Here is a 23,905-nt window from a genome sequence, read left to right as displayed (position 1 = left end):
TTTTTTATGTCAGCGTAAAAACAGTATGGATTCAGATATAGGTGCATATCATGTTCCAGTTAAAATAGAAGGAGAAAAAGTAAAAAATGCGCTGTTATCTCCTGCTCAATTATCTGATATGCCGAAAAATTGGACATATCCTTGGACTGAAATCTGGAATAATAACCGCACAGAAAGATTAACTATTGTCAAAATGAGTGTAGAGTCTGAACTATGGGGACTGGTTCAGTATGGTATTTTTCCTAAAAATAATCCTTCTATTGTAGTAATTGATAATTTAGAAACAAATCCTCTCTGTAGAGGTAAAAAAACTATTAGGTTGGTAGAACCTGTTGGTAAATGGTTAATTTGGTATTGCGTAAACGTAGAACTAAAAATTGTATCATAATCTGATTTAGGCAGTGAACCATTAGTTCTACTATTTTCCAAGGTCGGAGCTTTTGAATATTATGATAGTAAGGTAGGAATGAGCTGCCGGGGGATACGGGATCTAAGTGCAGGAGAAAAAGTTTATGAGTTTGTCTTTACTCGAGAAGAAGCGTTTGAATATTCGTCTCGCCAACAGAAAATTTGGGGTAATTCAACGCCCCTTAACCCGTGAGCAAGTGAAAGCGGGTACTGGCGAGATTCGCACTTATGAGGATTGGGAAAAAATCTTAAAAAGGCCTGAGTTTGGTGTATCACACTTATTTATAGAGGATTGCTTGTCAAGCAAATAGCACTATTGGAAATTTCCCTCATCTCCCCCATTCTGCGAGGGCGATCGCTACAAAGGCTTGCAACTGTTCTAGCTGCATGTTTTATGTAGCTTTAATTGCATTTTTGGTTTTTATTAACATTAATAGTTCGCAACTCTTAACTCTTAACAGGGAACTGTAAACTGTTGCCAGTAGCCTATCCCTTATTCCCTTTTTAAGAGTTTTTAGAGCTATTTAATTAAATACTTTGTCTTTTTAATTCTTGTATTAATAATTGGCAACGTTTACTAGCTTCTTTAGCTTGTTTCATTAAAATTTTGCTTTGTTCACGATTAGTTTTACTAACTTCAATCGCTTGCTGACTAAAGTATGCGGCTTGTCTACCTAGTTCTAGAATCCGAGTTTTTAATTGTTCTACAGTTTTCATTCGTCCTCCAGTTCTAAAATCAAAGTATCGATATTTTCGGCTTCTTCATAAATTTTATCTGCTCTGCTTTGAAGCAAACTAGCATCATCAAAATCATTATTTTGTAATGCTACTTCTGCATCTGTATACAATCGCGCTGCTATCTGTTGTAGTTGATCATAGACATTCGACAAAATAGTAAATGTTTCTTGTTTCATTATTATGCTAAAGGTGAAAATGAGCAGTGACCATTGCCATCGCTTCTAGAGAAATTATTTTTTGCTCATCTCCCCCATTCTGCGAGAGCGATCGCTATTCCTTGTTGTAAATCTGGTGTGAGTGTGGTATCTGCTAGTTGCTGCAATTGTTGATGTGTGGCTTCTGGGGCGAGATTTTTGAGGGACGCGATCGCATGTAATCTCACTGACGCATCTGCATCTGCTAGCAGTGAAATCAGCGGCTCGATGGCTTCCATCGCGCCTAATTGTCCTAAAGAAAGGGCGATCGCACTTTTAATGTTGGCAAAATTTGTCGCTGGATGCTTTGATTTGAGCATATTCAGCAAAATTTCCCCAGCCAATTTAGTCAACTGTGGCTGTTGCACTCTCCCGAAAACGGTGACGATTTCTTGACAAATTACTTCTGTTGTGTATATATTCAGAACCTGTTGTAAATATTTCAAAGTCGCAGCAGTCTCCAAACGACTCAAGGCGCGGATAGCTTCGAGTTGCAATCGCAGCGGTGCTTGAGGTGAGGTCAGGACTTGAAATAAATGTTCAGCGGCGTCAGCACCACCAATTCTTGCTAAGGAAACAGCCGCAGCACAAGCGACGTCCTGATTCAAATCATAAAGTTTGGGTTGAATTTTCTGGACTAAATCTAAATCTTGGTGGGTCTTTGAGCAAAAACCTAAACCCAAAACAGCGACACGGCGGACAGTAGAGGCTGAATCATCTAAAGCATTTACTAGTATAAATGAAACTTGCTTGTCAGGAAAATTACTGATAGCTTCAATCGCTGCTGTTCTCACAGATGCTTGGGAATCTTGTACCAGAGCGAGTAAGGGTGGGATAATGTCTGGGTGTCGGATATAAGCTAGCGATCGCACCGCCAACAACTTTGTATCATTTGCTGCTAATAATTCCGTGAGAGATGCGATCGCCGGTGCGCCGATTTGTCCCAGAGCAGTAGAGGCGATCGCTTGGAGTTCTTCGCTGTCAACATTTCTTAACAATGATATCAAAGGAGCGATCGCCTCTGGATGCTGAAATTCACCCAAAATCCGCACCGCATACCACCGCACCTCCTCCTCTGCATCTTCATTTTCTATGATGTCGATGAGTGAGGGAATAGCCACCTCGCCCAAATTGGTGAACACCTTAGCAACTTCCCAACGCTGTTGAAAATCCCCCATTTCCAGGACTGACAGCGCTAAATCTAGAATTTGCTCTCGATTTTGAGCTATATCTGCACGTGTCCCCTTCTGATGCAAAATCAATTCTTGTAGATACTGAATCAGCAATGACCAATCAGCCGCATCGCAGGCTATTTGCGCTTGTACCAAAAGTTGGTTGATATTATCCACGATTTTGAGTGCACCTTACTCTCGTAAATTGCATCTTCTCACAATAGACCTCCTGTGAAAACGTAGAGACGCGAAAATTCGCGTCTCCATTCTAGTTGCGTCAGTCTTATCAAAGATAACCCAACACATAACAAGCAGGTGAATTAATCCCCAAAACACCACACAGAGAAATTGCGATCGCTCGATGAAACCAAGAACCAGCCGCTATGGAAAGAAAGCTGATTAAGCCGATAATAATTAATCTAATTTGGCGCATATATCTTTACAATAATGGATAATATAGCGGTTCCCATTCAGATGCGGTACAACATTATATCGTCGCCTCTAGGGGCACGGCGGTGCCCATTGGTGTCAACTTAAGCTAAAACCTTTGTCCCCCAGGCGTTTTACCCCACCCCTTCTTCCCCTCCCCTTAGCAAGGGGAGGGGAGGTTTTGCGCCAGCAAAGCCGGGGTGGGGTAACGCGGATTGTCATGGTAAGTGAGTGAATCCAAAATCGAGTTTTGACAAGGGTTTCACGTTAAGTTGACACTAATGGGCGGTGCCGTGCCCTTACGACTGTGTACCTCATATGACCGAGAATTGCTATAACAATAATTCGCTATTTTCATATCCTCGACTTGTTAAAGAAGTCGAGGATATTATTTAATTTTTTGGCTTAACAAGCATCCTCTAAAAAGGGAGGATGCGACGAATATTTTCAATCGTCTTCACAGTATCATTGATCGTATTTAATACATCTTTGATATCCATCTTGTCTCTAGCATCAACTTGATTACTGGCTACATACTTCTCTTTCGATTCTTGTGGCGGTGAATTTTCTACTTTTAACCCTAAATAAATTCCTTGTTGGGGTGCTTTGCTTAAAAAACTGTTGATGGGAATTCCCAAATTAAAACCTACCTTACTCGCAGTTGCTAATATGTTTCCTGCTCCTGATTCTTGGAGTTTCTGTTTTTCTTCATTTGAAATTACTTCCCCTTCACCGCGTCCATGAATCGCAATTACGCGCCCCATTGTGTCGAAAACAGGGCCGCCGCTCATCCCGGCTCTGGTAACATTTGTATACACCACTCCATAACCATCGGCTAGGGGTTTTTGGGGACGGGAAGAAATTTGACCTGTGGTAAATTGGCGAATTCTTTCTGTAATATTCTGTCCAGGATTAGGCCAGCCAGAAATATATATTGTTTTGCCTTCTGTGGCTAAATCAGAGTTAGCAAGGGTAGCAACTTTATAATCTTTTTTGCTACTAAATTCGACTAATGCTAAATCTAAGCCGGAGAAATGTTTGATTTTTTTGTAATCAATTTTATAAGCTTGTTTGTCGTGGGTAATTATTTGATATTCGTCTTGTGTTTTAACTACATGGTTGGCTGTGAGCACGTAATAGGTGCTGCTATCTTTAGCTATAATTACCCCGGAACCTGGGTTAATTCCGTTAACTAAAACTGTAACTTCACGAGCGATGTTATTAACTTCTTCTCCTGAAAGTGCTGCAGCTATTTGTGGTTGAGTAATCACAATTGCACTAGCGAAAAAGGCGCTACCTAATATTACTGGCAATTCGTTTCCTAATTTCATAATTCGATTTCCTAATAGTTCAACAAATTGGGTTTAGTAGGGGTTCGTAGTAAGGACTTCAGTCCTTGAATCTTAAGCACTAGAGTGCTTACTACGAACTAATCTAAAGAGCAAATTGAGTGATTAGTTTTAAAAAACTCTGCATGGGAATCGCCCAACTCAGTTGATTTATCTGTTGTTGGAGGTTAGTTGATGGTGTGGAACCATCAGCAAAAATATCGGGATTGTTCCATAATGGGTAGGCGTGTCTACCATTAATACCGATAACTTCACCATGCAGATTTAATAATGCTCCTCCACTCATTCCTTTGTGAATTTGGTTGGTGTAACCAATCTGATATCCGTCATTTAATGGTTTGTCTAGTAATAGGGAAATTCGCCCAGTTGTCAGCACTAATCCTGATGAATTGATGGGAAAACCGGCTGCAAATACTGTTGCTTCTGCTTCAATATTTGCTGAAGTATTGAGTAATGCAACTGAGTAGGTTTTCTGGCGACTAAAAAACTGTAGCAACCCTAAATCTTGACGATAAATTTGATTTTTTGACGGCGATACAGTTGCTGGATAGATGCGACCATCAGGTGTTTGGATGCGATATCTGCTACCCTGTCCTGGTGTGAGGACGTGCTGATTTGTAATAACTGTATAAGTTCGTCCTTGTCGCTGAATTAAAGTTCCAGAACCTGATGTATCCCCTGATAAAACTTTGACTGTAATTGCTTGTGCTTGTTGATAAATTTGTGGTGATGTGATGGGAAGCGCTTTGACTGAAACTGAGAGAAAGATACTACTAAGACAAACAATTAAAAAGACGAGAGTTCTATTTTTCACTGTTAAAACAGTGGTTGGCTATTTCCTGGTGTAGGTAGCTTGGGTTTTTCGTTGGGTGAGTTATTGTTTTCTGTCGCAGAGGAATTTAGCAGTTGGTTGACATCTATATATACACGTTCTGAACTCTCGTTTAATGGCCCAGAAGCACCCACGCGGACATTAAACAACTGTTGAACGACTTTGCTGGCGTTTTGTCTCGGCTTCAGGGTAAACAGCAATCCGTTACAACCACCACCGTTGGTACTGCTGACACAGACAACTGGTTGACTATTCATGATACCTGTGGTGATGTAATTTAAAGTACCGTTGTTTTTGTATGTTTGGAAACGTCCAGATACTTCTTCACAACGCCTCTGGGGGTCGTAACCAGCTTCGTCGAAGTGGGCCGAAACCCAACGAATAACTGTGATGTTTCCGTTGGGTGTTCTGGCTATGGTTGCTGGTGCGCCTTGACTCACACCGCAGTAGAAGGTAGAGTTTTGGGCGTAACTTGGTTGATTGAAGTTGGCTGTGAGAGCGATCGCTCCCATCATCGCACCAACTGTTAATGACGCTAGTTTGATTTTCATGATTAACTCCCGCAATTTCAGTAAAATTGCTTGTGTAACTTCTAATATTTCATACAGTAATTATAGGTTTGATTGCGGTTAAGAATATAAGTTAATTCTGTAAAGATACGTGTTATTTGCCAGATATAACCAAATTTCACGCTTTGTGGGTTGGGTACCGAAAATTTACCGACTACTCGTACTCCATAAGTACTTAGAGAAAATTAATTACATATATTGTTTTTTGTTCCCCGTTCCCTGTTCCCTTTTAAAATGCTTTGAGTCGCTTAATTAGCTGAAGTGAATGCAAAAACTGCATACGAACAATTCAAATTCAGCATTTTTACATTTATTTCGTAGCTATTTATACGATTTTAGCGGAAAAATGCCATTAACCTGAAAATCATGTAAATCGTTACACATTCAGTAACTGCTCAGTATTGACAAATAAGCATTTAAGTAAATATACAAATGACCTGTGAAGTAGACCCAAGCCCATAATTCCAGTTTCAGTGAACCCCTGGCCGTGTAAGAATTACGAATTATGACAGACACAGCAACTACCACAACCAGTCTGAACAAGTTTGAAAAATTCAAAGCCGAAAAAGATGGACTCGCCGTCAAAACAGAGATTGAAAAATTTGCATCTCTGGGATGGGAAGCAATGGACGCGACCGACCGCGAACATCGTCTCAAGTGGGTAGGTGTATTTTTTCGCCCAGTTACACCGGGTAAGTTCATGATGCGGATGCGCTTACCAAACGGTATTATCACCAGTCAACAACTGCGTGTATTAGCGGAAGTAGTGCAACGTTACGGCGATGATGGCAACGCTGATATTACCACGAGGCAGAATCTGCAATTGCGGGGAATCAGGATTGAAGATTTACCGGATATCTTCAATAGATTTCATGCTGTTGGTTTAACCAGCGTCCAATCTGGGATGGACAATGTACGCAACATCACAGGCGATCCCGTCGCCGGGTTGGATGCAGACGAGTTGTTTGATACGCGGGAATTGGTGCAGCAAATTCAAGATATGCTGACCAATAAAGGGGAAGGAAACGCAGAATTTACCAATCTACCCCGTAAATTTAACATAGCGATCGCTGGTGGTAGAGACAATTCTGTCCACGCCGAAATTAATGATTTGGCTTTTGTCCCAGCGTTTCGAGAAGAGATGGGGAGATGGGAAGATGGGGAGACAGGGGGAAATCCTGTCCCCACCACCCAAAAAATATTCGGCTTCAATATCCTTGTGGGTGGCTTCTTCTCAGCCAAACGCTGCGAAGCGGCGATTCCCTTGAATGCGTGGGTAACTCCCACAGACGTAGTTGCAGTATGTAGAGCCGTATTGGAAGTTTATCGGGATCACGGCTTAAGAGGCAATCGCCAAAAAGCCCGCTTGATGTGGCTGATTGACGAATGGGGTTTAGAAAAATTCCGTGCAGAAGTCGAAAAGCGCTTAGGGAAAACATTATCACCCGCAGCCCCGAAAGACGAAATCGACTGGGAAAAACGCGACCACATCGGCGTATACAAACAAAAGCAATCCGGGTTAAACTACGTGGGTATACATATACCCGTTGGTCGGCTGTATGCAGAAGATATGTTTGCGATCGCCCGATTAGCGGAAGTTTACGGTAGCGGTGAAATCCGCATCACCGTAGAGCAAAACCTGATTATTCCCCACGTCCCAGATTCCCGACTAGCGACATTCTTATCAGAACCTCTCCTAGAGAAGTTTGCCATAGATCCTGGTTTATTAACGCGATCGCTCGTTTCTTGTACAGGCGCACAATTTTGTAACTTCGCCCTCATCGAAACCAAAAACCGCGCCCAAGAAATGATCAAAGCCTTAGAAGCCGAGTTAATCCTGACTCATCCAGTGCGAATTCACTGGACTGGTTGTCCTAACTCCTGCGGACAACCCCAAGTTGCAGATATCGGCTTAATGGGTACCAAAGCCCGCAAAAATGGCAAAGCTGTTGACGGCGTTGACATCTATATGGGCGGTAAAGTCGGTAAAGACGCCCAACTCGGAACCTGCGTCACCAAAGGCGTACCCTGCGAAGATTTACAGCCAGTGTTACGGAATTTATTAATCGAACATTTCCAAGCCCAACCAAGGCCAGAAGCTTTGGTATCAACTGCAGTTTCATAGCTGACATTAATTTTGATCAGTTTGTGGTGAGCGATGAAGCACTCAAAAAGAGGACTAAAGTCCTCGCTACAGACTATTTCATTAATTTTGCAAGGCTGCGAAATCTGGAACTTCAAGGGAGAAGTTCCGAAACTGACACCAACAAACCCAAAACAATCATCACCCCACAAATGACCAACTTTACCCGCAGAAAATTCATCATCACCGCTGCATCTGCATCTGCTGCTACTATCTTGGTGCATGGTTGCTCATCCAATAACTCTAGTGCAGACAACACTGCTCCTAGCGGCGGTACAGAGAAAGCAGCTAATGTGAGTGCAGTCAGTAATGCACCGAAAGTCGAAACCACCAAAGCCAAACTAGGATTTATTCCCCTCACCGACTCCGCACCCCTAATTATTGCCAAAGAGAAAGGCTTCTTTGCCAAATATGGGATGACTGATGTCGAACTCAAAAAAGAAAAATCATGGGTAGTAGTCCGCGAAGACTTAAAAATCGGTTCTGCAGGTAATGGAATTGATGGCTCCCATATCCTTAGCCCCATGCCCTACCTGATCACCATCAGCGATAAAGTACCTCTATACATTCTCGCCAGATTAAATGTGAACGGTCAGGCTATCTCCGTCGCCGATAAATATCAAGACTTGAAAATTTCCGCAGATAGCAAAGCACTCAAAGCCTTAGCAGATAAAGCAAAAGCTGCTAAACAAGCCATGAAAGTAGCCGTGACATTTCCTGGCGGTACCCACGATTTATGGATGCGTTACTGGTTAGCCGCTGGCGGTATTGATCCCGATCAAGACGTAGGCTTAGAAGTAGTTCCACCACCACAAATGGTAGCCAACATGAAAGTGGGTACAGTAGACGCCTTTTGTGTCGGTGAACCGTGGAACGCCCAACTAGTTAGCCAAAAATTAGGTTACACCGCCTTAGTGACAGGCGAATTGTGGAACAACCACCCAGAAAAAGCCTTCACCATGCGGAAAGATTGGGTTGATAAAAATCCCAATGCAACCCAGGCTTTGTTGATGGGACTTATGGAAGCCCAGCAATGGTGCGATAAAGCCGAAAATAAAGCAGAAATGTGCAAAATTTGTAGCGATCGCAAATATTTTAACGTCGCTGCTGCAGATATTCTCGACCGTGCTCAAGGTAATATTGACTATGGTCATGGACGCACAGTTAAAGATTTTCCCTATCGCATGAAATTCTGGGAAAATAACGCTTCTTATCCTTATAAGAGTCATGATATTTGGTTCTTAACAGAAAATATCCGCTGGGGTAAACTTCCAGCTAATACTAAGGTCAAAGAAATTGTAGACCAAGTAAATAAAGAAGATTTATGGAAACAAGCCGCTAAGAGTCTTGGTGTTGCAGAAATTCCTGCTAGTTCTTCCCGTGGAATTGAGACTTTCTTTGATGGCGTTAAATTCGACCCAGATAAGCCGGAAGAGTACTTGAAGAATTTAAAAATCAAGAAAGCTTAACTAAAAAATCAAGCCGAGACGTTATTATGTAACGTCTCTTCACACAGTTGGTAAATCTTAGCAATCAAGTTGAAACAATTAAAACGGGAGAATCTATCCAATGACTGCAACTCTTCAGGGTCGAACTAAAAAAAGAAAGTCATCAAATAAAAGCACAAATGTGTTTTTTAAAAAAATTCTGCCTCCCATAGTAGCACTCCTCATCTTTTTAATAATTTGGCAACTGCTTTGTATAAATCCAGGATTTAAATTACCTGGGCCGATTAAAGTCATTCAAGACACATGGAATCCTTTTATTATTAATCCTTTCTTTGATAATGGTGAAAATGATAAAGGTTTAGGTTGGCAGATACTGACTAGTTTGGGAAGAGTCGGACTAGGCTTTAGTTTATCCGCCTTAGTGGGGATAACTTTGGGAATTTTAATTGGCGCGAATCAATTAGTTTATAGTGCCGTAGATCCGCTCTTTCAAGTACTAAGAACTGTACCGCCGCTAGCGTGGTTGCCAATTTCTCTAGCAGCATTCCAACAAGCAAATCCTTCAGCTATTTTCGTGATTTTCATCACATCTATTTGGCCGATTATTATCAATACCACAGTTGGTGTACAACAGCTACCCCAAGACTATAGAAATGTCGCTAAAGTTTTACGTTTATCGGGGGCAAAATATTTCATTAAAATTCTTTTACCTGCTACAGTTCCCTACATATTTACAGGTTTAAGAATTGGTATTGGTTTATCTTGGTTAGCAATTGTGGCAGCAGAAATGTTAGTCGGTGGTGTAGGAATTGGTTCATTTATTTGGGATGCTTTTAATTCCAACACTGAGACTAATATGAGTGAAATGATTTTGGCACTAATTTATGTGGGTTTAGTGGGCTTAATGTTAGATAGATTAGTTGGTTTGATTGCTAGTAAAGTTGTCCCTTAAAAATTTGTCAATAATTAACGAAGGATAGGTCATTAGTCGTTAGCCATTTTGGCAAGTATGAATAAAAAGGACAAATAAAAATGACGACATTTGTGGAAATTGACCACGTTGATCGAGTATTTGCACTACCCAATGGTGGACAATATATTGCTCTAAAAAATATTGAACTAGAAATTAAACAAGGGGAATTTGTTTCTTTAATTGGACATTCTGGATGTGGTAAATCGACCTTATTAAATATCATCGCCGGTCTAGATAGAGCTAGTACGGGCGGCGTGGTTTTAGAAGGGCGTGAAGTCAGAGAACCAGGGCCAGATAGGATGGTAGTATTTCAAAACTATTCCTTGCTACCTTGGCTAACAGTGCGAGAAAACATCGCCTTGGCGGTGGATGAAGTTTATCAAAATCAGCCAAAAGCAGACCGCAGAGCCATTGTGGAAGAACACATTGACATGGTGGGGTTGCGTTTAGCGGCGAAGAAACGCCCCAATGAGTTATCTGGTGGGATGAAACAGCGGGTATCTATTGCACGGGCTTTAGCAATTCGTCCTAAATTGTTATTGCTAGATGAACCATTTGGTGCATTGGATGCGCTGACACGGGGAAGTTTGCAAGAACAACTGATGAAAATCTGCAATGAACATAACCTCACCTGTGTGATGGTGACACATGATGTCGATGAAGCGTTATTATTGAGCGATCGCATCGTCATGCTCACCAATGGCCCAGAAGCTCATATCGGGCAAATTATCGAAGTCCCCATCTCTCGTCCCCGTCGGCGTTTAGAAGTAGTCAAGCATCCCAGCTATTACAATCTGCGGAATGAAATGATTTACTTCCTCAATCAACAAAAACTCGCTAAAAAACGTCAGGCTTCGCGAACCACAACAGCAGTCACCGCCCGCAACGGGTTAGAAAAACTCAACCTCGACATCGGCTTTTTACCTCTTACCGATGCAGCCCCGTTAATCGTGGCTCAAGAAAAAGGTTTCTTTGCTCAGTATGGTTTAGAAAACATCACCCTCAGCCGCGAAACTAGCTGGAACCAAATCGCTAAAGGTGTGGCTACAGGTAGATTAGATGCAGCCCAAATGGTCGCAGGAATGCCCTTAGCTCTGACTTTGGGCGCTGGCGACAAAAAACCGATTCCCATCGTCAACGCCCTCAACCTCTCTCGTAATGCTAACGCTATCACCTTCAGTAAAAAACTCTACGACCAAGGTGTGCGAAACTTAGGTGACTTAAAAACTGTAATTAACGCCTCTCCCGACAAAATTCTCACTCTGGGAGTAGTGCATCCCACAGCCATGCAGAATTTAATCTTGCGTTACTGGCTAGCGGCTGGAGGTATTGATCCTGACGTTGATGTCAGCTTGACAGTATTACCACCAACAGAAATGGTGTCCCAACTTAAAGCCGGCAAAATCGACGGTTACTGCGCTGGTGAACCTTGGAATTACTGCGCCGTTCATGAAGATGTGGGCTTTGTCGCGGCTACCGCTTTAGAAATTTGGTCAGGACAACCGAAAAAAGTCTTGGGTGTGCGGGAAGATTGGGCGCAACAATATCCCCAAACCTATCTGGCTCTGATTAAAGCTCTTTTAGAAGCTTGCAAATACTGCGACGACATGCGTAACCGCGAAGAAATTCTGCAATTAATCTGTCGTCCTGAGTATTTGAATATCGATCCTGTATACATCCGCCCTGGTTTTACTGATCCCTACGATCGCGGCGACGGTTCCAAACCCCAGGAACTAACAGCATACAACCAGTTTTATCTCCATCAAACTAATTATCCCAATCGCACAGAAATTTTGTGGATGACCACTCAACTAGCACGTTGGGGCTTAGTCGCTTTCCCGAAAAACTGGGTAGATGTGATTGATAGAGTTTGTCGGTCAGATGTTTTTGGCGCCGCAGCACGGGATCTGGGCTTACTCGATATTGGGGAAGATAACCCGATTCATTTATTTGATGGTAAAGTTTTTAACCCCTCAGAGCCGATTGAATACCTCAAAAGTTTGGATATCAAGCGTCAAATCCGAATTGAGGAAGTGTTTATTTAGTAGACTTTCAACGCGGAGGGGCGCGGAGGGTTTTTGAGGTTAGGAGTTCTGTTTAGTAAGTAAAAGTAAGTGTTATGCAAGCAGCTAAGAGAAATTTGGACACCACTAAATTGAATCAATTGCAAGCTACTAAGGCTGAGAATTTTTTGGTAATTGAAGGGGTGAGTAAGGTTTATGCAACTCCTGATGGCCCTTATACGGTGTTGGATGGGGTTGATTTGCAGGTGCGAGAGGGTGAATTTATTTGCATCATCGGTCACTCTGGCTGTGGAAAGTCAACTTTGTTAAATATGGTTTCTGGGTTTAATACGCCTACTGATGGAGTAGTCATTTTGCAGGATCAACCCATCACCGAACCAGGGCCAGACCGGATGATGGTATTTCAAAATTATTGCCTTTTACCTTGGTTGAATGTTTTTGAAAACGTTTATTTAGCGGTTGATTCAGTGTTTCCTAAAAAACCTGAAGCCGAAAAAAGAGCGATCGTTAAAGAACATTTAGCAATGGTAGGGTTGACAGAAGCGGCTGAGAAAAAACCTAATCAAATTTCTGGTGGAATGAAACAAAGAGTAGCGATCGCCCGCGCTCTTTCCATCCGTCCCCAAGTCCTCATCCTTGACGAACCATTCGGCGCATTAGACGCCATCACCAAAGAAGAATTACAAGAAGAACTACTGCAGATTTGGCGCGATCATCAAGTCACAGTGCTAATGATCACTCATGACATCGACGAAGCACTTTTTCTCGCCGACAGAGTTGTCATGATGACAAACGGCCCCGCTGCGAAAATTGGCGAAATTCTCAACATACCCTTTTCCCGTCCCCGTAACCGTCAGCGGATCATGGAAGATCCGCAATTCTTCGACCTCCGCAACGAAGCTCTGGACTTCCTCTATCGCCGATATGCTCACGATGAAGGAGCTGGGAATTAGGCTGCGGCTTTGTTTAGTTGAACAGTGAAACGCACGCCCCTCCAAGAGGCGGGGTTTGCACAATTGCATGACCGAGGAGAGTGACAATGCTCAAAGAATTATTTTCCTTCAGAAATCGCTATCGCATCTTACATCAGACTTGGTTTGCTTTCTTTCTCACCTTCGTCTGTTGGTTTAATTTTGCGCCCTTCGCTACAACTATTGGTAAGCAGCTACAACTAGCACCTGAACAAATTAAAACTTTGGGCATTTGTAACCTAGCTTTAACGATTCCGGCGCGGATTATTATCGGGATGCTGCTTGATCGTTTTGGCCCCAGAATCACCTACTCAATGCTGCTGATGTTTGCTGTGGTTCCCTGTCTGGCTACAGCATTTTCACAAGACTTTAACCAATTAGTCATCAGTCGTTTGTTAATGGGGATTGTCGGCTCTGGGTTTGTCGTCGGTATCCGCATGGTAGCCGAATGGTTCCCGCCGAAAGAAATGGGAATTGCTCAAGGTATTTATGGCGGTTGGGGTAACTTTGGCGCTTTTGGTGCAGAGTTTGCGCTACCAATGGTTGCAGTGGTGACTGGGTTTTTAACTGGTGGTGCTTCTAACTGGCGGTTAGCGATCGCCCTTACAGGTATTATTGCTGCCGCCTATGGCATCATATATTACAATAGCGTCCAAGATACACCCCCCGGAAAAGTCTACAAACAACCTAAGAAAAATGGCGCCCTAGAAGTAACCAGCATTAAAAGTTTCTGGGCAATGATTATCTCAAACTTTGGTTTAATTTTCGCCTTGGGTTTATTAGCTTGGCGCTTAGAACAAAAAAACATTCACTTTTTGACTCTCACCCAAATGTATGTAGTTTGGATACTTTTAGCAGGATTATTTGCTTACCAAACATACAAAGCCTATCAAGTCAACCGCGAACTGTTAACAGGAAAGAAAACTTATACCCCGTCACAACGCTATCAATTTGGTCAAGTAGCATTACTCGAATTCACCTACGTTACTAATTTTGGTTCCGAACTTGCAGTCGTTTCTATGCTCCCCGCCTTCTTTGAAAAAACCTTTGGTTTAGAGCATGTAGTTGCAGGAATGATTGCTGCTACTTATCCTTTTTTAAACTTAGTTTCTCGTCCCAGTGGTGGCTTAATTTCTGATAAATTTGGCTCGCGTAAATGGACAATTACAATCATCAGTGTAGGGATTGGCGTCGGCTATTTGATGGCACATTTTATCAACCGTAGCTGGCCCATTCCTTTAGCGATCGCTGTCACCATGTTCGCTGCTTACTTCGCTCAAGCTGGTTGTGGTGCCACCTATGGTATTGTCCCCCTCATCAAAAAAGAAGTCACAGGACAAATCGCCGGGAACGTCGGCGCCTACGGTAATTTTGGCGGCGTAGTTTATCTCACTATCTTTAGCTTAACCGACGCTTCAACCCTCTTTACCACAATGGGTGTAGCTGCCCTAATTTGTGCCTCTATGTGCGCTTTCTTTCTCCAAGAACCAAAAAATTCTTTTGCTGCTGATGAAAAGGAATTATCAACAACAAAATCTGAATCTTCTTCCGTTTTAATAGAAGATTAAATCAAGAAAAAAGATTGATAACTGTTCATTAAAAACAAAGGATAAAACCTGAAATATTTTATCCTTTTTACTCCTCTTTCATACAATCAACCATCAATAACCAATCATAAACATCATTAATAGTTGCTGTTTTTATTAGTATTTTTCTTTGCGCCTTTGTCTTGAAAAGTTTGCTCAACGGGGGGAACCCCCGCACGCAACTTTTCGCTGCGCCTACTCTACGAGAAGCCGCTCCGCGTCTATGCGCGAAACAAAAAATATGACTGAATTTACCAAAACCCTTTGTCCCTACTGTGGTGTTGGCTGCGGATTAGAAGTATCACCCCCAGCGCAACCGGGAAAAGCAACTAATCGAGACAGTGAAGGAACTCCCACTTGGCGAGTGCGAGGTGATAAAGCTCATCCATCCAGTCAGGGTATGGTTTGCGTTAAAGGTGCAACGATCGCCGAATCTCTCGATAAAAACAGACTACATTACCCGATGCTGCGAGATTCTTTAGATCAAGAATTCCGCCGGATCACCTGGGATGAGGCTTTTGAGCAAATCACTAACCAGATTCAAAAAGTCCGCTGTACTCAAGGGCCAGAAGCTATATGTATGTATGGTTCCGGTCAGTTTCAAACCGAAGACTATTACACAGCCCAAAAACTCTTAAAAGGATGTCTAGGGACAAATAACTTTGACGCCAACTCCCGCTTGTGTATGTCTAGTGCGGTATCCGGTTATATTCAAAGTTTTGGTGCGGATGGGCCCCCTTGCTGTTACGAAGATTTAGAATTAACTGATTGTGCATTTCTCATTGGTACGAATACCGCTGAATGTCACCCCATTGTGTTTAATCGCTTGGCGAAATACCACAAAAAACATCGCCATGTGAAAATGATTGTGGTGGATCCGCGACGCACGCCCACCGCAGAAGTAGCTGATTTACATTTAGCGATTCGTCCTGGTACGGATATTGATTTGTTAAATGGTATTGCTCATTTATTGATGCGCTGGAATCACATTGATGTCGGGTTTATCGACGACTGTACCAGCAATTTTCCCGCCTACGCTGAGGTGATTCGCCACTATTCCCCGGATATTGTCGCTCAACGCTGTGGAATCAAGGTAGAAGATTTAGAAACAGCTGCTCGCTATTGGGGAGAATCCCAACGGGTGTTATCTCTGTGGTCGATGGGTGTGAATCAATCCAGTGAAGGTACGGCTAAGGTGAGAACGATCATCAATCTGCATTTGATGACTGGACAAGTTGGTAAACCTGGGGCTGGGCCTTTTTCCCTCACCGGACAGCCAAATGCAATGGGAGGAAGAGAAGCTGGCGGTTTATCTCATCTTTTACCCGGTTATCGCAGTGTGAAAAATCCAGCACACCGCGCGGAAGTTGAGGCGTTTTGGGGATTGTCATCTGGACAAATTTCACCTGATCCTGGGATGACCGTTTGGGAAATGATGATGGCTTTAGAAGCGGGAAATGTGGGTCTGCTATGGATTGCGGCGACTAATCCTGCTGTGAGTTTACCAGATTTGGAACGAACTAAAAAGGCGTTGCGGCGATCGCCCTTCACTATTTACCAAGACGCCTATTATCCCACGGAAACTGCTGCTTTTGCTCATTTGTTACTTCCTGCAGCCCAATGGGGTGAAAAAACTGGTGTGATGACTAACTCTGAACGCAGAGTAACTCTGTGTTCAGCATTCCGTCAACCGCCACGAGAAGCAAAAGCCGATTGGGAAATCTTCGCCGAAGTTGGACGCAGATTAGGTTTTGCAGACAAGTTTACTTTTGCTAGTTCTGCTGAGGTTTATGGGGAGTTTGTGCAATTGACTCGCCATCGCCCCTGTGATATGTCAGGTATCAGTCATCAGCGTTTAGCAACCGGCGCGACGCAATGGCCGTGTCCCGGTGTGGGAAATGATTCCTCATCTTCCAAGCGACTCTATACCAATCTCCGCTTCCACACTCCCGACGGACGCGCCCGATTTGGTGCTTATCACTCGCGGGGATTAGCAGAACCACCAGACCCAGATTATCCTTTTGTATTGACAAATGGGCGACTTTATGGTCATTGGCACACACTGACGCGCACCGGTAGAATTGACAAAATTCGCCAAATGCACCCTGAGCCGTTTATTGAGATTCATCCCCGTGATGCGGCGAAGTTGGGGATTACAGACCAATCTTGGGTAGAAGTGCGATCGCGCCGAGGTAAAGCTCAATTTCCGGCTAAAGTTACAAAAGCGATCGCCCCTGGGACGGTGTTTGTCCCCATGCATTGGGGTACACTGTGGGCAAAAGACGCCGAAGCTAACGCCCTCACTCATCCCGAATCTTGTCCCGATTCACTCCAACCAGAATTAAAAGCCTGTGCAGTGCAACTAGGGTTGGTATCTCAAACAGCCAGAGTTAATAATTATCAACTCCAGTCTTCTCAATGGTAAGCTACTAAGTATATCCTAAGTTCGACAAAGATTAGTAATTTGATTAATCAGCTATAGTCAATAGTGACAATTATTTTTGTCTATTGTACAAATGCTATTCATGGCATTTATACTCATGACTATAACGATTAATTTTGCACAATTGCCATCATCCAAAAGTTTCAACCTCTGAATCAATCAATTCTGTTGTGTAGAGACGTTGCATTGCAGCGTCTCTAAAGGTTTGGGTGGTCAAAACATAATTTTATTGACCAAAATTTCCAATTGATATCCAATATTTTTTATTTAAACTAATTCTCCCCAAGGGATGATGTTTTTTGAATTTTGTATTAAACATATGGGGTGTGAGCAATGAGAAAGCTACTCAAAAGATTTATACAATCTACCGAAGATGAAAACTTTATGCACTTGATTGAAAATATCGAGGTGATAGTTTCTAAAGTGCTTTCTGTATTTATGGTGATTGTAATTTTAGTGGCGCTTGGTGATTTAGCGGCTTTTCTGGTCAAGGAATTATTTACAACACCATACGGTAAATTTAATACTACCCTATTTAAAATATTTGGATTATTTTTAAATATTTTAATCGCTTTAGAAATTTTAGAAAATATCACAGCTTACTTGCGAAAACACGTTGTGCAAGTAGAATTAGTAATTGTTACTTCTTTAATCGCCGTTGCCAGAAAAATTATTATTCTCGATTTAGAAAAGGTATCGGGAATTGATATCATTGGATTGGGAATTGCTGTTTTTGCACTATCAATTAGTTATTTCGTCATTCGTATTAGTAATTCCCGACATACTCGTTAAACTCAAGCAACACCCTTGCTGGATTTTTTAATTGATGTAATTAAAATTGGGATTTTGCAACTATTAGTTATGGCAGATTTCTTTGAATTTGAAACAGATTTTGTCAATTCCCTACGTTGTATACCTATGCAGGTACGTTACAAACTAGATACCTGCGGCATTAAGCTAAAATTATCTGATTGGCATCAGATGACTATTGGTGAACGGAAAAGTTTAGTTGAACTAGCTTGCACTACGGCAGCAGACATCCAAGCTTATCGCAAGTATCTCCAGGATTTAATCATACAACACACCGGTACAACTGCAACCAACCTGGCTGTAGACCCCCAGCCACCATGGCTGGACTCTGAGAATATCCCAGCCAGTCTCACAGAAAAGTTTCAAGCCATAGGCGTGACACTCACTTTGCAACAGTGGGCTGATTTAAGACCTTTGCAACGTTTTGTCCTGATCAAACTCAGCCGTCCTGGACACGAAAATCAAAACTTTCCCAGAGCGATCGCCGAATTTAATTTAATCTGATTATTAGTGCAAACTGGGGAATATTAACTATTGACGCAGGATTACGGAGATTAACAAAATGGCTGCTCAGAAAATTTTAATGCTCGTGGGTGACTACGTAGAAGACTATGAAGTAATGGTGCCTTTTCAGGCTTTGCAAATGGTGGGATATACAGTTGACGCGATTTGTCCAGATAAAAAAGCTGGCGACAAGGTGCGAACAGCAATTCACGATTTTGAGGGCGATCAAACCTACAGCGAAAAACGTGGTCATAATTTTACTCTCAACGCCACTTTTACCGAAGTCATAGCCGACACCTACGACGGGCTAATTGTCCCTGGTGGAAGGGCGCCAGAATATCTCCGTCTCAATCCACAAGTGCTAGAAATTACTCGCCATTTTGCTGCGACCAATAAACCAATCGCCGCTATTTGTCATGGTTTACAGTTATTAGCCGCAGCTGATGTACTCCGAGGTAAAACTTGTACTGCGTATCCGGCTTGTGCTCCAGATGTACGTAGTGCAGGTGGTAACTATGTTGATATTGGTGTAGAGCAAGCAATAGTTGATGGTAACTTAGTCACAGCCGCAGCTTGGCCCGCACACCCCCATTGGCTAGCTGAATTTTTGAAAATTTTGGGCGCTAGAGTCGAGTTTCTAGAGGTAGCTGCTCTCAATTAACTCCCACTCTTAGCGAATGGGGCGCTTGTATCGTGACATTAGTAAGCCACGACGCAAATAAAGCACCCGTTATAAATCTATGAAAGACTGAATATACAAGTTTATTGGTTTCATACTTTATACTTCAGCCTTTTTGTACTAGCCCCTATTCCTAGTACACCACGGCGGAAATAAAGTACCCATTAAAAATTGCCCAAAGGCTTATCATCTAAGCTTCTTCATTTCATACTTTATACTTTATACTTCAGCCTTGTTGTACTAGTTGCCTATTGCCTTCCTTGGCAGGAGAAAAAGCATGACATAAAGTGATTTTACATTTTTTGAATTTGACTAAATGTGGTTAAAACTACTAATTTTCTATAAAACAGTACACATTAAATTTGTGCCATGGTGTCAGGAATTTATAACGCCGACGACTAATAATTTATCAACCTGATCAATAGCCAGAGTGGGATGAAAACAACGTGAAAATGATTAATCTCACAAATTTTGAATTCCTGAGCAGAGAGTAAAGTTATAGTTGTATTTAGCAACGCTGCTGCTAATTTGGCTAAACTTAAGTTCTACTGCCAAAGTATTTGAATAATTAGCTGAGACACGCACTTGAACTCGATGACAGGCAAAAACGCAAGACATAATGCATTTCTGCGGCTAGTGTCTGGTAATGGAGCAACTTTGAGGTCAGAACTCCGCTACTCACTGCTCCCAGGTAAAGATGTGGTAATTGGACGCGACCCCAGCTGCCAAGTTGTCTTGGATGCTATGTTGTATCGGATGGTATCTCGTCGTCATGCGGTGGTTCGTTACCTCTCTTCATCTCCAGATAACAAACTCAGCTGGGTAATTTGTGATCTCAATAGTGCTAATGGTACTTATTTAAATGGCAAACCTTTACAAGGTTGTCAGGAATTACACCCAGGCGATCGCATCTCTCTCGGCGCTGACGGGCCGCAATTCTTATTTGAAAATGAATTCGTCTCTTCAGCCACGGTTATGTCCAGACCAGTCAGCGCCCTACCATCAGCGCTGCATACTCAAGGACAGTCTAAGCCTGATTCGGTGAGTTTCACGCAACTGTTTCCGATTATTTCCACTGGTAAGGATTTGACTCGCAAAGCATATCTGATCCCAGGTATTCTTACTGTGGTGTTTGTGGTGTTGATGTTTGCTACGGTGGGTCAACCGCAAGCGAACCAAGTGATTGTGGCTAGCTACATCGCTTTTGCTGCTTACTTTTTTGTTTACCAACTTTGCGGTAAACAAAAACCTTGGTGGGTGCTGATGGCTGTAGCTTTAACAACAATACTGATTTTAAAAAGTCCGCTGTTAAGTTTATTTATTTTTGTGTTCCGAGATGGGGGTATTTTACCAGGAAATATCCCCTCTAGCAAAGATTCCATCACCTTAACTGAATTATTAATTCGCATGTTTTTTGGTGCGGGGTTGATGGAAGAGTTACTCAAAGCATTACCTGTGTTGGGAGCAATGGCGATCGCTAGTGGATTACCTTCACCTTGGCGAGAGCGTGTGGGTGTCCGGGAACCTCTAGATGGTATTCTTCTCGGAACCGCCTCGGCTGTGGGTTTCACCTTGTTAGAAACTCTGGGACAGTATGTGCCGGTAATTACACAAAATGTTGCCCAACAGGCCGGGGTAGGAACTGGTCAATTAGTCGGTTTGCAATTGCTAATTCCCCGGATTCTCGGCTCTGTGGCTGGACATATGGCTTATAGCGGCTATTTGGGATATTTTATCGGCTTGGCTGTACTCAAACCGCGTCTTAGCTGGCAAATTCTGCCTATTGGTTATGTCAGCGCCGCTGCGCTCCATGCTCTGTGGAACGCCACTGGCTCAATCAATGCTCTGCTATTGGTAGTGGTGGGAGTATTATCTTATGCCTTTTTGATGGCAGCTATTTTGAAGGCGCGGGCTTTGTCACCGACGCGATCGCAAAATTTCGCTACTCGCTTTCTCGGCCCCAAATAATTACATGGTCACGGAAAACTCTACAGGGAACCTTGCGTTCCCTATTCCCAAATATTTTTGCACATCCCTCTGGGGATAGATGACACCATCGCGGCAATCACTCTATGTTTATACTGTGGGTAATTATGTTTCAATAACTACCACTCTTGCCAATTTTAGATTTGGGACTTGAGACTAAAAATCTTGCTCAACCTTAACTCCTGCTTTGCATCCCGGTGCGTTCATCTGTGCGCGATTGTGGCTCCAATTTTATTGGTCAGAGTTATTTAATTGTCTTAATGCGTAGTAAGAGATAGCCAAACTTACCTTTGCTTGTTCAATTTCTGATAAAGTTGCCCAATCACGATTCCCCACATTAGGCAAATTTTGTGATTCACTGCTACGCATAGCATAAGCATAGGGACGAGCTAAAACTAGGAGGTCTTCGACTTCCCAAGTAGGTAGTACAGTTTGAACACACTCAACTAGTTGCTCACCGATTGATTGTTGAGTAGAAAAAATTTCTGTAGCTTTTTGGGCGATCGCCTGTAGCCACCCTTGAGGTACGCTAGCAGCAAAAGCTGTTTGTAATGTTTCTTGAATATGACTGACTAAAGATTGACTATCATGATTTTCTCTGGTATTGACATTACTCAATCCATCCCAAAGAGTATCAAGTTGGTTATAAAAGTTTGTCGAGCGTGCTGTTAATTGTTCCTCTAGCAAATCGTCAATTACAAACTGCTGCTCTATCTCAGAAAAATAAGCTTCTGATTCCACATCAGCCGGATTCCAAGGATAATTAGCATCTTCTGGCTCTAGTAACGCCGCTATAAATTCTAGTTCAACTGCAGAGGGTAGAGATGCAAAAGTGTCTAAAGCATTGATTTGATAAGTCATTTTTCACCTTCCGGTCAATTATTTAACAGTATTGACAACTACAGATTTCTGCATGATATTTCCGCAAAAAAAAGTTAATTTTATGGATAGAGTGAGAGCGTAAGCAATGGCAAATAATGAATGACAAATAACAAACGATGAATGACAACCCTAAGTATCTTCAATCACAAACTCCCAGATATCACCTTTAGTTGAGCTACCAAACTTTAACCGCATCCCTGATTGCAATGGGACTTCCTCTCGAAGGATTTGTTGCCAACCGTTAGGGCTGAGAAACCAAGTGGTACCATAGGTAGAGAAATCTTGTAGGTAATAAATCCGCACCGGAGTAGCGCCTGCGAATGTATTTCGGCATAAAATTTCGGCATGGCGTTTAGAAACGGAAGGTTCGGGAATGACAATATCGTTATCTCGCGTACGACCGATGCGGGTAACTCCAGAACGTAGTGGCCAAGTTTGACCTCCTGGTGTCAGCGATCGCAAACAAGCTTTGGGTACTCCAGAAGCTATACTGGGAATTGTGGTATTTGGGAACTCTGTATTCCCTTCATCAAAACTCTTGATCAATTCACCATCAAAGTCTGGATGTAAATACAGCACTGGCAAAGTCCAGGCTGGTTGATTAAATTTATATACCGTTAACAATTCTTGCCTAGCTTCGGCTACAGCTTCATCAATTGATTTACGCGATCGCAAAGCTTCAGCAAATGCTTGAATAAAACTGTGACTTTCTTGGTCGTTGATTTGATCGCGCATTCCCAAAACGGCTGGTACACCATGACGAATCAGTACTTCTGCCAAACTGCTGTGGGGTATAGCTTGGTTATTCACCGCGGCTGGTTGCGCTCCCCAGCAAGCATTGAAAACCGCTAGTTTCACACCAGTACGGGTCAAGACCTGGGCTAATTCTATCCCATTCTGGGTCATCCCTGGACGCAAAAATAGTAATCCGCCATCTGGATCTGGAAGACCATGACCAGCGTAAAAAAAGACATTGTAGACTTTAGTTTCTAATTCTTGGATGAGTTGCTGTGGAGTGGGATGCAGTAAGGTTTTCACCATACAAGGTGCATATCCCTGGGTGTTATTACCCACAGGGCCGCCATGAGCCAAGGCCTGGGTTAAGATTGCAGCTTCTTGTTCCAGTTGCAGATTTTTATCTTCCCCTAAAATCAGCAAAATATTTAAAGCCTGGGTTGTGTGTAGATATGGTAGCGGTTCTACTTCGCTGGTAGTGCGGCTAAATAGTAAGTCTTGGGATAGGGACATAGCTGATTGTCCATCGCGTTGCATTATTTCCCAAGGGAGAGCGATCAAATCAGGGTCACGAATTTCCACTTGAAAACGCAGGCGAGTACGCTGTCCCATCGCAATTCCGCGACTGCGTTCTAAACTACCCAGAATTTGACCGTCAAATAACCACCGCCACAAACTAATACCTAAGTATTGCATTAAACGACTGCTGTAACCAGCCGTCTGACCAGAAGTCGAGACGGGGTGGATTGGTAGCGGTGTTGTTTGTATGGGTGTAATCGGCGTCGATCTTGGGGTAATGTTTAAAGGGCTATGACCAGCAAACATTTGCTGCCATTCTTGCCAAACTTGAGTTAGTTCATGAGGCCATACACAATCATGCAGGACATAGCCACTGGGATAGGGAGCTTTAACCACCCAAATGGCGAAGTTATCAGTGCCAGTGTTGATCAGACGAGCGATCGCCAAGTTTAGGGATGGCAATGGATTCATTCAGCTAAAAGTTAAAAACAGATAATTTTTAATAGTAATT

The 23,905-nt window shown here is 42.7% G+C and carries 22 protein-coding genes; 13 read left to right on the top strand and 9 right to left on the bottom strand.

Annotation, left to right across the window (positions count from 1 at the left end):
* Nucleotides 1–25: 25 nt before the first annotated feature.
* Together MIC7126_RS0110865 and MIC7126_RS0110860 are read left to right on the top strand one after the other, a co-directional pair.
* Nucleotides 26–388: a hypothetical protein gene (locus MIC7126_RS0110865; RefSeq protein WP_017653168.1), complete on the top strand. Its 363-nt coding sequence runs from the start codon at nucleotides 26–28 to the stop codon at nucleotides 386–388.
* Nucleotides 389–512: 124 nt separating this feature from the next.
* Nucleotides 513–719, top strand: a complete 207-nt coding sequence (locus tag MIC7126_RS0110860) for a hypothetical protein (RefSeq protein WP_017653167.1) — start codon at nucleotides 513–515, stop codon at nucleotides 717–719.
* Between the two features lie 217 nt (nucleotides 720–936).
* Here the strand turns inward: MIC7126_RS0110860 and MIC7126_RS0110855 are convergent, their stop codons facing one another.
* From MIC7126_RS0110855 to MIC7126_RS0110825, 7 genes are all read right to left on the bottom strand, one after another.
* Nucleotides 937–1,125, bottom strand: coding sequence for a hypothetical protein (locus tag MIC7126_RS0110855; protein WP_017653166.1), 189 nt, complete (start codon nucleotides 1,123–1,125; stop codon nucleotides 937–939).
* Nucleotides 1,122–1,322 carry a hypothetical protein gene (locus MIC7126_RS0110850; protein WP_017653165.1) on the bottom strand — a complete coding sequence of 67 codons (201 nt, stop codon included), beginning with the start codon at nucleotides 1,320–1,322 and terminating at the stop codon, nucleotides 1,122–1,124. Before MIC7126_RS0110850 ends, MIC7126_RS0110855 begins: the two co-directional genes overlap by 4 nt.
* Nucleotides 1,323–1,387: 65 nt before the next feature.
* The gene (locus tag MIC7126_RS0110845; protein ID WP_017653164.1) at nucleotides 1,388–2,689 is read right to left on the bottom strand and encodes a HEAT repeat domain-containing protein; all 1,302 of its coding nucleotides are present in this window, start codon (nucleotides 2,687–2,689) and stop codon (nucleotides 1,388–1,390) included.
* Between the two features lie 109 nt (nucleotides 2,690–2,798).
* A complete protein-coding gene (locus tag MIC7126_RS30365) occupies nucleotides 2,799–2,945 on the bottom strand; it encodes a hypothetical protein (RefSeq protein ID WP_017653163.1) in 147 nt (48 codons plus the stop codon).
* Nucleotides 2,946–3,360: 415 nt separating this feature from the next.
* Nucleotides 3,361–4,272, bottom strand: coding sequence for a S1 family peptidase (locus MIC7126_RS0110835; RefSeq protein WP_017653162.1), 912 nt, complete (start codon nucleotides 4,270–4,272; stop codon nucleotides 3,361–3,363).
* Nucleotides 4,273–4,375: 103 nt separating this feature from the next.
* A complete protein-coding gene (locus tag MIC7126_RS0110830) occupies nucleotides 4,376–5,104 on the bottom strand; it encodes a S1 family peptidase (protein ID WP_017653161.1) in 729 nt (242 codons plus the stop codon).
* A gap of 2 nt (nucleotides 5,105–5,106) precedes the next feature.
* Entirely contained in the window at nucleotides 5,107–5,673 is a 567-nt protein-coding gene (locus tag MIC7126_RS0110825; RefSeq protein ID WP_017653160.1) for a COP23 domain-containing protein, read from the bottom strand.
* A gap of 523 nt (nucleotides 5,674–6,196) precedes the next feature.
* Between MIC7126_RS0110825 and MIC7126_RS0110820 the strand changes: the two genes are divergently transcribed.
* The 11 genes from MIC7126_RS0110820 to MIC7126_RS0110770 all read left to right on the top strand — a co-directional run bounded on the left by MIC7126_RS0110820 (nucleotide 6,197) and on the right by MIC7126_RS0110770 (nucleotide 21,240).
* Nucleotides 6,197–7,816, top strand: coding sequence for a ferredoxin--nitrite reductase (locus MIC7126_RS0110820; protein ID WP_017653159.1), 1,620 nt, complete (start codon nucleotides 6,197–6,199; stop codon nucleotides 7,814–7,816).
* A gap of 170 nt (nucleotides 7,817–7,986) precedes the next feature.
* The gene (locus MIC7126_RS0110815) at nucleotides 7,987–9,303 is read left to right on the top strand and encodes a CmpA/NrtA family ABC transporter substrate-binding protein (RefSeq protein WP_026100168.1); all 1,317 of its coding nucleotides are present in this window, start codon (nucleotides 7,987–7,989) and stop codon (nucleotides 9,301–9,303) included.
* Between the two features lie 100 nt (nucleotides 9,304–9,403).
* Nucleotides 9,404–10,234: a nitrate ABC transporter permease gene (gene ntrB / locus MIC7126_RS0110810; RefSeq protein WP_017653157.1), complete on the top strand. Its 831-nt coding sequence runs from the start codon at nucleotides 9,404–9,406 to the stop codon at nucleotides 10,232–10,234.
* Between the two features lie 80 nt (nucleotides 10,235–10,314).
* Complete coding sequence (locus MIC7126_RS0110805; RefSeq protein ID WP_017653156.1) at nucleotides 10,315–12,300, top strand: ABC transporter ATP-binding/substrate-binding protein; 1,986 nt, start codon at nucleotides 10,315–10,317, stop codon at nucleotides 12,298–12,300.
* A 74-nt stretch (nucleotides 12,301–12,374) separates the two neighbouring features.
* Nucleotides 12,375–13,232 carry a nitrate ABC transporter ATP-binding protein gene (locus MIC7126_RS0110800; RefSeq protein WP_017653155.1) on the top strand — a complete coding sequence of 286 codons (858 nt, stop codon included), beginning with the start codon at nucleotides 12,375–12,377 and terminating at the stop codon, nucleotides 13,230–13,232.
* A gap of 86 nt (nucleotides 13,233–13,318) precedes the next feature.
* On the top strand, nucleotides 13,319–14,818 hold the full coding sequence (locus MIC7126_RS0110795; protein WP_017653154.1) for a NarK family nitrate/nitrite MFS transporter: 1,500 nt from the start codon (nucleotides 13,319–13,321) through the stop codon (nucleotides 14,816–14,818).
* A gap of 259 nt (nucleotides 14,819–15,077) precedes the next feature.
* Complete coding sequence (locus tag MIC7126_RS0110790) at nucleotides 15,078–17,261, top strand: molybdopterin oxidoreductase family protein (protein WP_040630155.1); 2,184 nt, start codon at nucleotides 15,078–15,080, stop codon at nucleotides 17,259–17,261.
* Between the two features lie 351 nt (nucleotides 17,262–17,612).
* Complete coding sequence (locus MIC7126_RS0110785) at nucleotides 17,613–18,071, top strand: phosphate-starvation-inducible PsiE family protein (protein WP_026100167.1); 459 nt, start codon at nucleotides 17,613–17,615, stop codon at nucleotides 18,069–18,071.
* 69 nt (nucleotides 18,072–18,140) lie between these two features.
* Nucleotides 18,141–18,593, top strand: coding sequence for a nitrate reductase associated protein (locus MIC7126_RS0110780; protein ID WP_026100166.1), 453 nt, complete (start codon nucleotides 18,141–18,143; stop codon nucleotides 18,591–18,593).
* Nucleotides 18,594–18,651: 58 nt separating this feature from the next.
* Nucleotides 18,652–19,254 carry a DJ-1/PfpI family protein gene (locus MIC7126_RS0110775; RefSeq protein ID WP_017653150.1) on the top strand — a complete coding sequence of 201 codons (603 nt, stop codon included), beginning with the start codon at nucleotides 18,652–18,654 and terminating at the stop codon, nucleotides 19,252–19,254.
* A gap of 612 nt (nucleotides 19,255–19,866) precedes the next feature.
* Nucleotides 19,867–21,240 carry a PrsW family glutamic-type intramembrane protease gene (locus MIC7126_RS0110770; protein WP_017653149.1) on the top strand — a complete coding sequence of 458 codons (1,374 nt, stop codon included), beginning with the start codon at nucleotides 19,867–19,869 and terminating at the stop codon, nucleotides 21,238–21,240.
* A gap of 249 nt (nucleotides 21,241–21,489) precedes the next feature.
* On the opposite strand, the gene MIC7126_RS0110765 is transcribed toward MIC7126_RS0110770, so the two are convergent.
* Nucleotides 21,490–22,119 carry a hypothetical protein gene (locus MIC7126_RS0110765; protein ID WP_017653148.1) on the bottom strand — a complete coding sequence of 210 codons (630 nt, stop codon included), beginning with the start codon at nucleotides 22,117–22,119 and terminating at the stop codon, nucleotides 21,490–21,492.
* Between the two features lie 150 nt (nucleotides 22,120–22,269).
* Nucleotides 22,270–23,856, bottom strand: a complete 1,587-nt coding sequence (locus MIC7126_RS0110760; protein ID WP_026100165.1) for a CHAT domain-containing protein — start codon at nucleotides 23,854–23,856, stop codon at nucleotides 22,270–22,272.
* Between the last annotated feature and the right edge of the window lie 49 nt (nucleotides 23,857–23,905).

The organism is Fortiea contorta PCC 7126 (assembly GCF_000332295.1).
GTDB lineage: Bacteria > Cyanobacteriota > Cyanobacteriia > Cyanobacteriales > Nostocaceae > Fortiea > Fortiea contorta.
This window is presented reverse-complemented; position numbering and strand designations above follow the sequence as displayed.

Bases quoted from the DNA above. Each gene is read 5' to 3' on its own strand.
- MIC7126_RS0110850 (WP_017653165.1), bottom strand. From the start codon at position 1,322: ATGAAACAAGAAACATTTACTATTTTGTCGAATGTCTATGATCAACTA.
- MIC7126_RS0110805 (WP_017653156.1), top strand. From the start codon at position 10,315: ATGACGACATTTGTGGAAATTGACCACGTTGATCGAGTATTTGCACTA.
- MIC7126_RS30365 (WP_017653163.1), bottom strand. From the start codon at position 2,945: ATGCGCCAAATTAGATTAATTATTATCGGCTTAATCAGCTTTCTTTCC.
- MIC7126_RS0110815 (WP_026100168.1), top strand. From the start codon at position 7,987: ATGACCAACTTTACCCGCAGAAAATTCATCATCACCGCTGCATCTGCA.
- MIC7126_RS0110790 (WP_040630155.1), top strand. From the start codon at position 15,078: ATGACTGAATTTACCAAAACCCTTTGTCCCTACTGTGGTGTTGGCTGC.
- MIC7126_RS0110855 (WP_017653166.1), bottom strand. From the start codon at position 1,125: ATGAAAACTGTAGAACAATTAAAAACTCGGATTCTAGAACTAGGTAGA.
- MIC7126_RS0110785 (WP_026100167.1), top strand. From the start codon at position 17,613: ATGAGAAAGCTACTCAAAAGATTTATACAATCTACCGAAGATGAAAAC.
- MIC7126_RS0110795 (WP_017653154.1), top strand. From the start codon at position 13,319: ATGCTCAAAGAATTATTTTCCTTCAGAAATCGCTATCGCATCTTACAT.
- MIC7126_RS0110775 (WP_017653150.1), top strand. From the start codon at position 18,652: ATGGCTGCTCAGAAAATTTTAATGCTCGTGGGTGACTACGTAGAAGAC.
- MIC7126_RS0110770 (WP_017653149.1), top strand. From the start codon at position 19,867: ATGACAGGCAAAAACGCAAGACATAATGCATTTCTGCGGCTAGTGTCT.
- MIC7126_RS0110765 (WP_017653148.1), bottom strand. From the start codon at position 22,119: ATGACTTATCAAATCAATGCTTTAGACACTTTTGCATCTCTACCCTCT.
- MIC7126_RS0110860 (WP_017653167.1), top strand. From the start codon at position 513: ATGAGTTTGTCTTTACTCGAGAAGAAGCGTTTGAATATTCGTCTCGCC.
- MIC7126_RS0110780 (WP_026100166.1), top strand. From the start codon at position 18,141: ATGGCAGATTTCTTTGAATTTGAAACAGATTTTGTCAATTCCCTACGT.
- MIC7126_RS0110835 (WP_017653162.1), bottom strand. From the start codon at position 4,272: ATGAAATTAGGAAACGAATTGCCAGTAATATTAGGTAGCGCCTTTTTC.
- MIC7126_RS0110800 (WP_017653155.1), top strand. From the start codon at position 12,375: ATGCAAGCAGCTAAGAGAAATTTGGACACCACTAAATTGAATCAATTG.
- MIC7126_RS0110820 (WP_017653159.1), top strand. From the start codon at position 6,197: ATGACAGACACAGCAACTACCACAACCAGTCTGAACAAGTTTGAAAAA.
- MIC7126_RS0110825 (WP_017653160.1), bottom strand. From the start codon at position 5,673: ATGAAAATCAAACTAGCGTCATTAACAGTTGGTGCGATGATGGGAGCG.
- MIC7126_RS0110865 (WP_017653168.1), top strand. From the start codon at position 26: ATGGATTCAGATATAGGTGCATATCATGTTCCAGTTAAAATAGAAGGA.
- ntrB (WP_017653157.1), top strand. From the start codon at position 9,404: ATGACTGCAACTCTTCAGGGTCGAACTAAAAAAAGAAAGTCATCAAAT.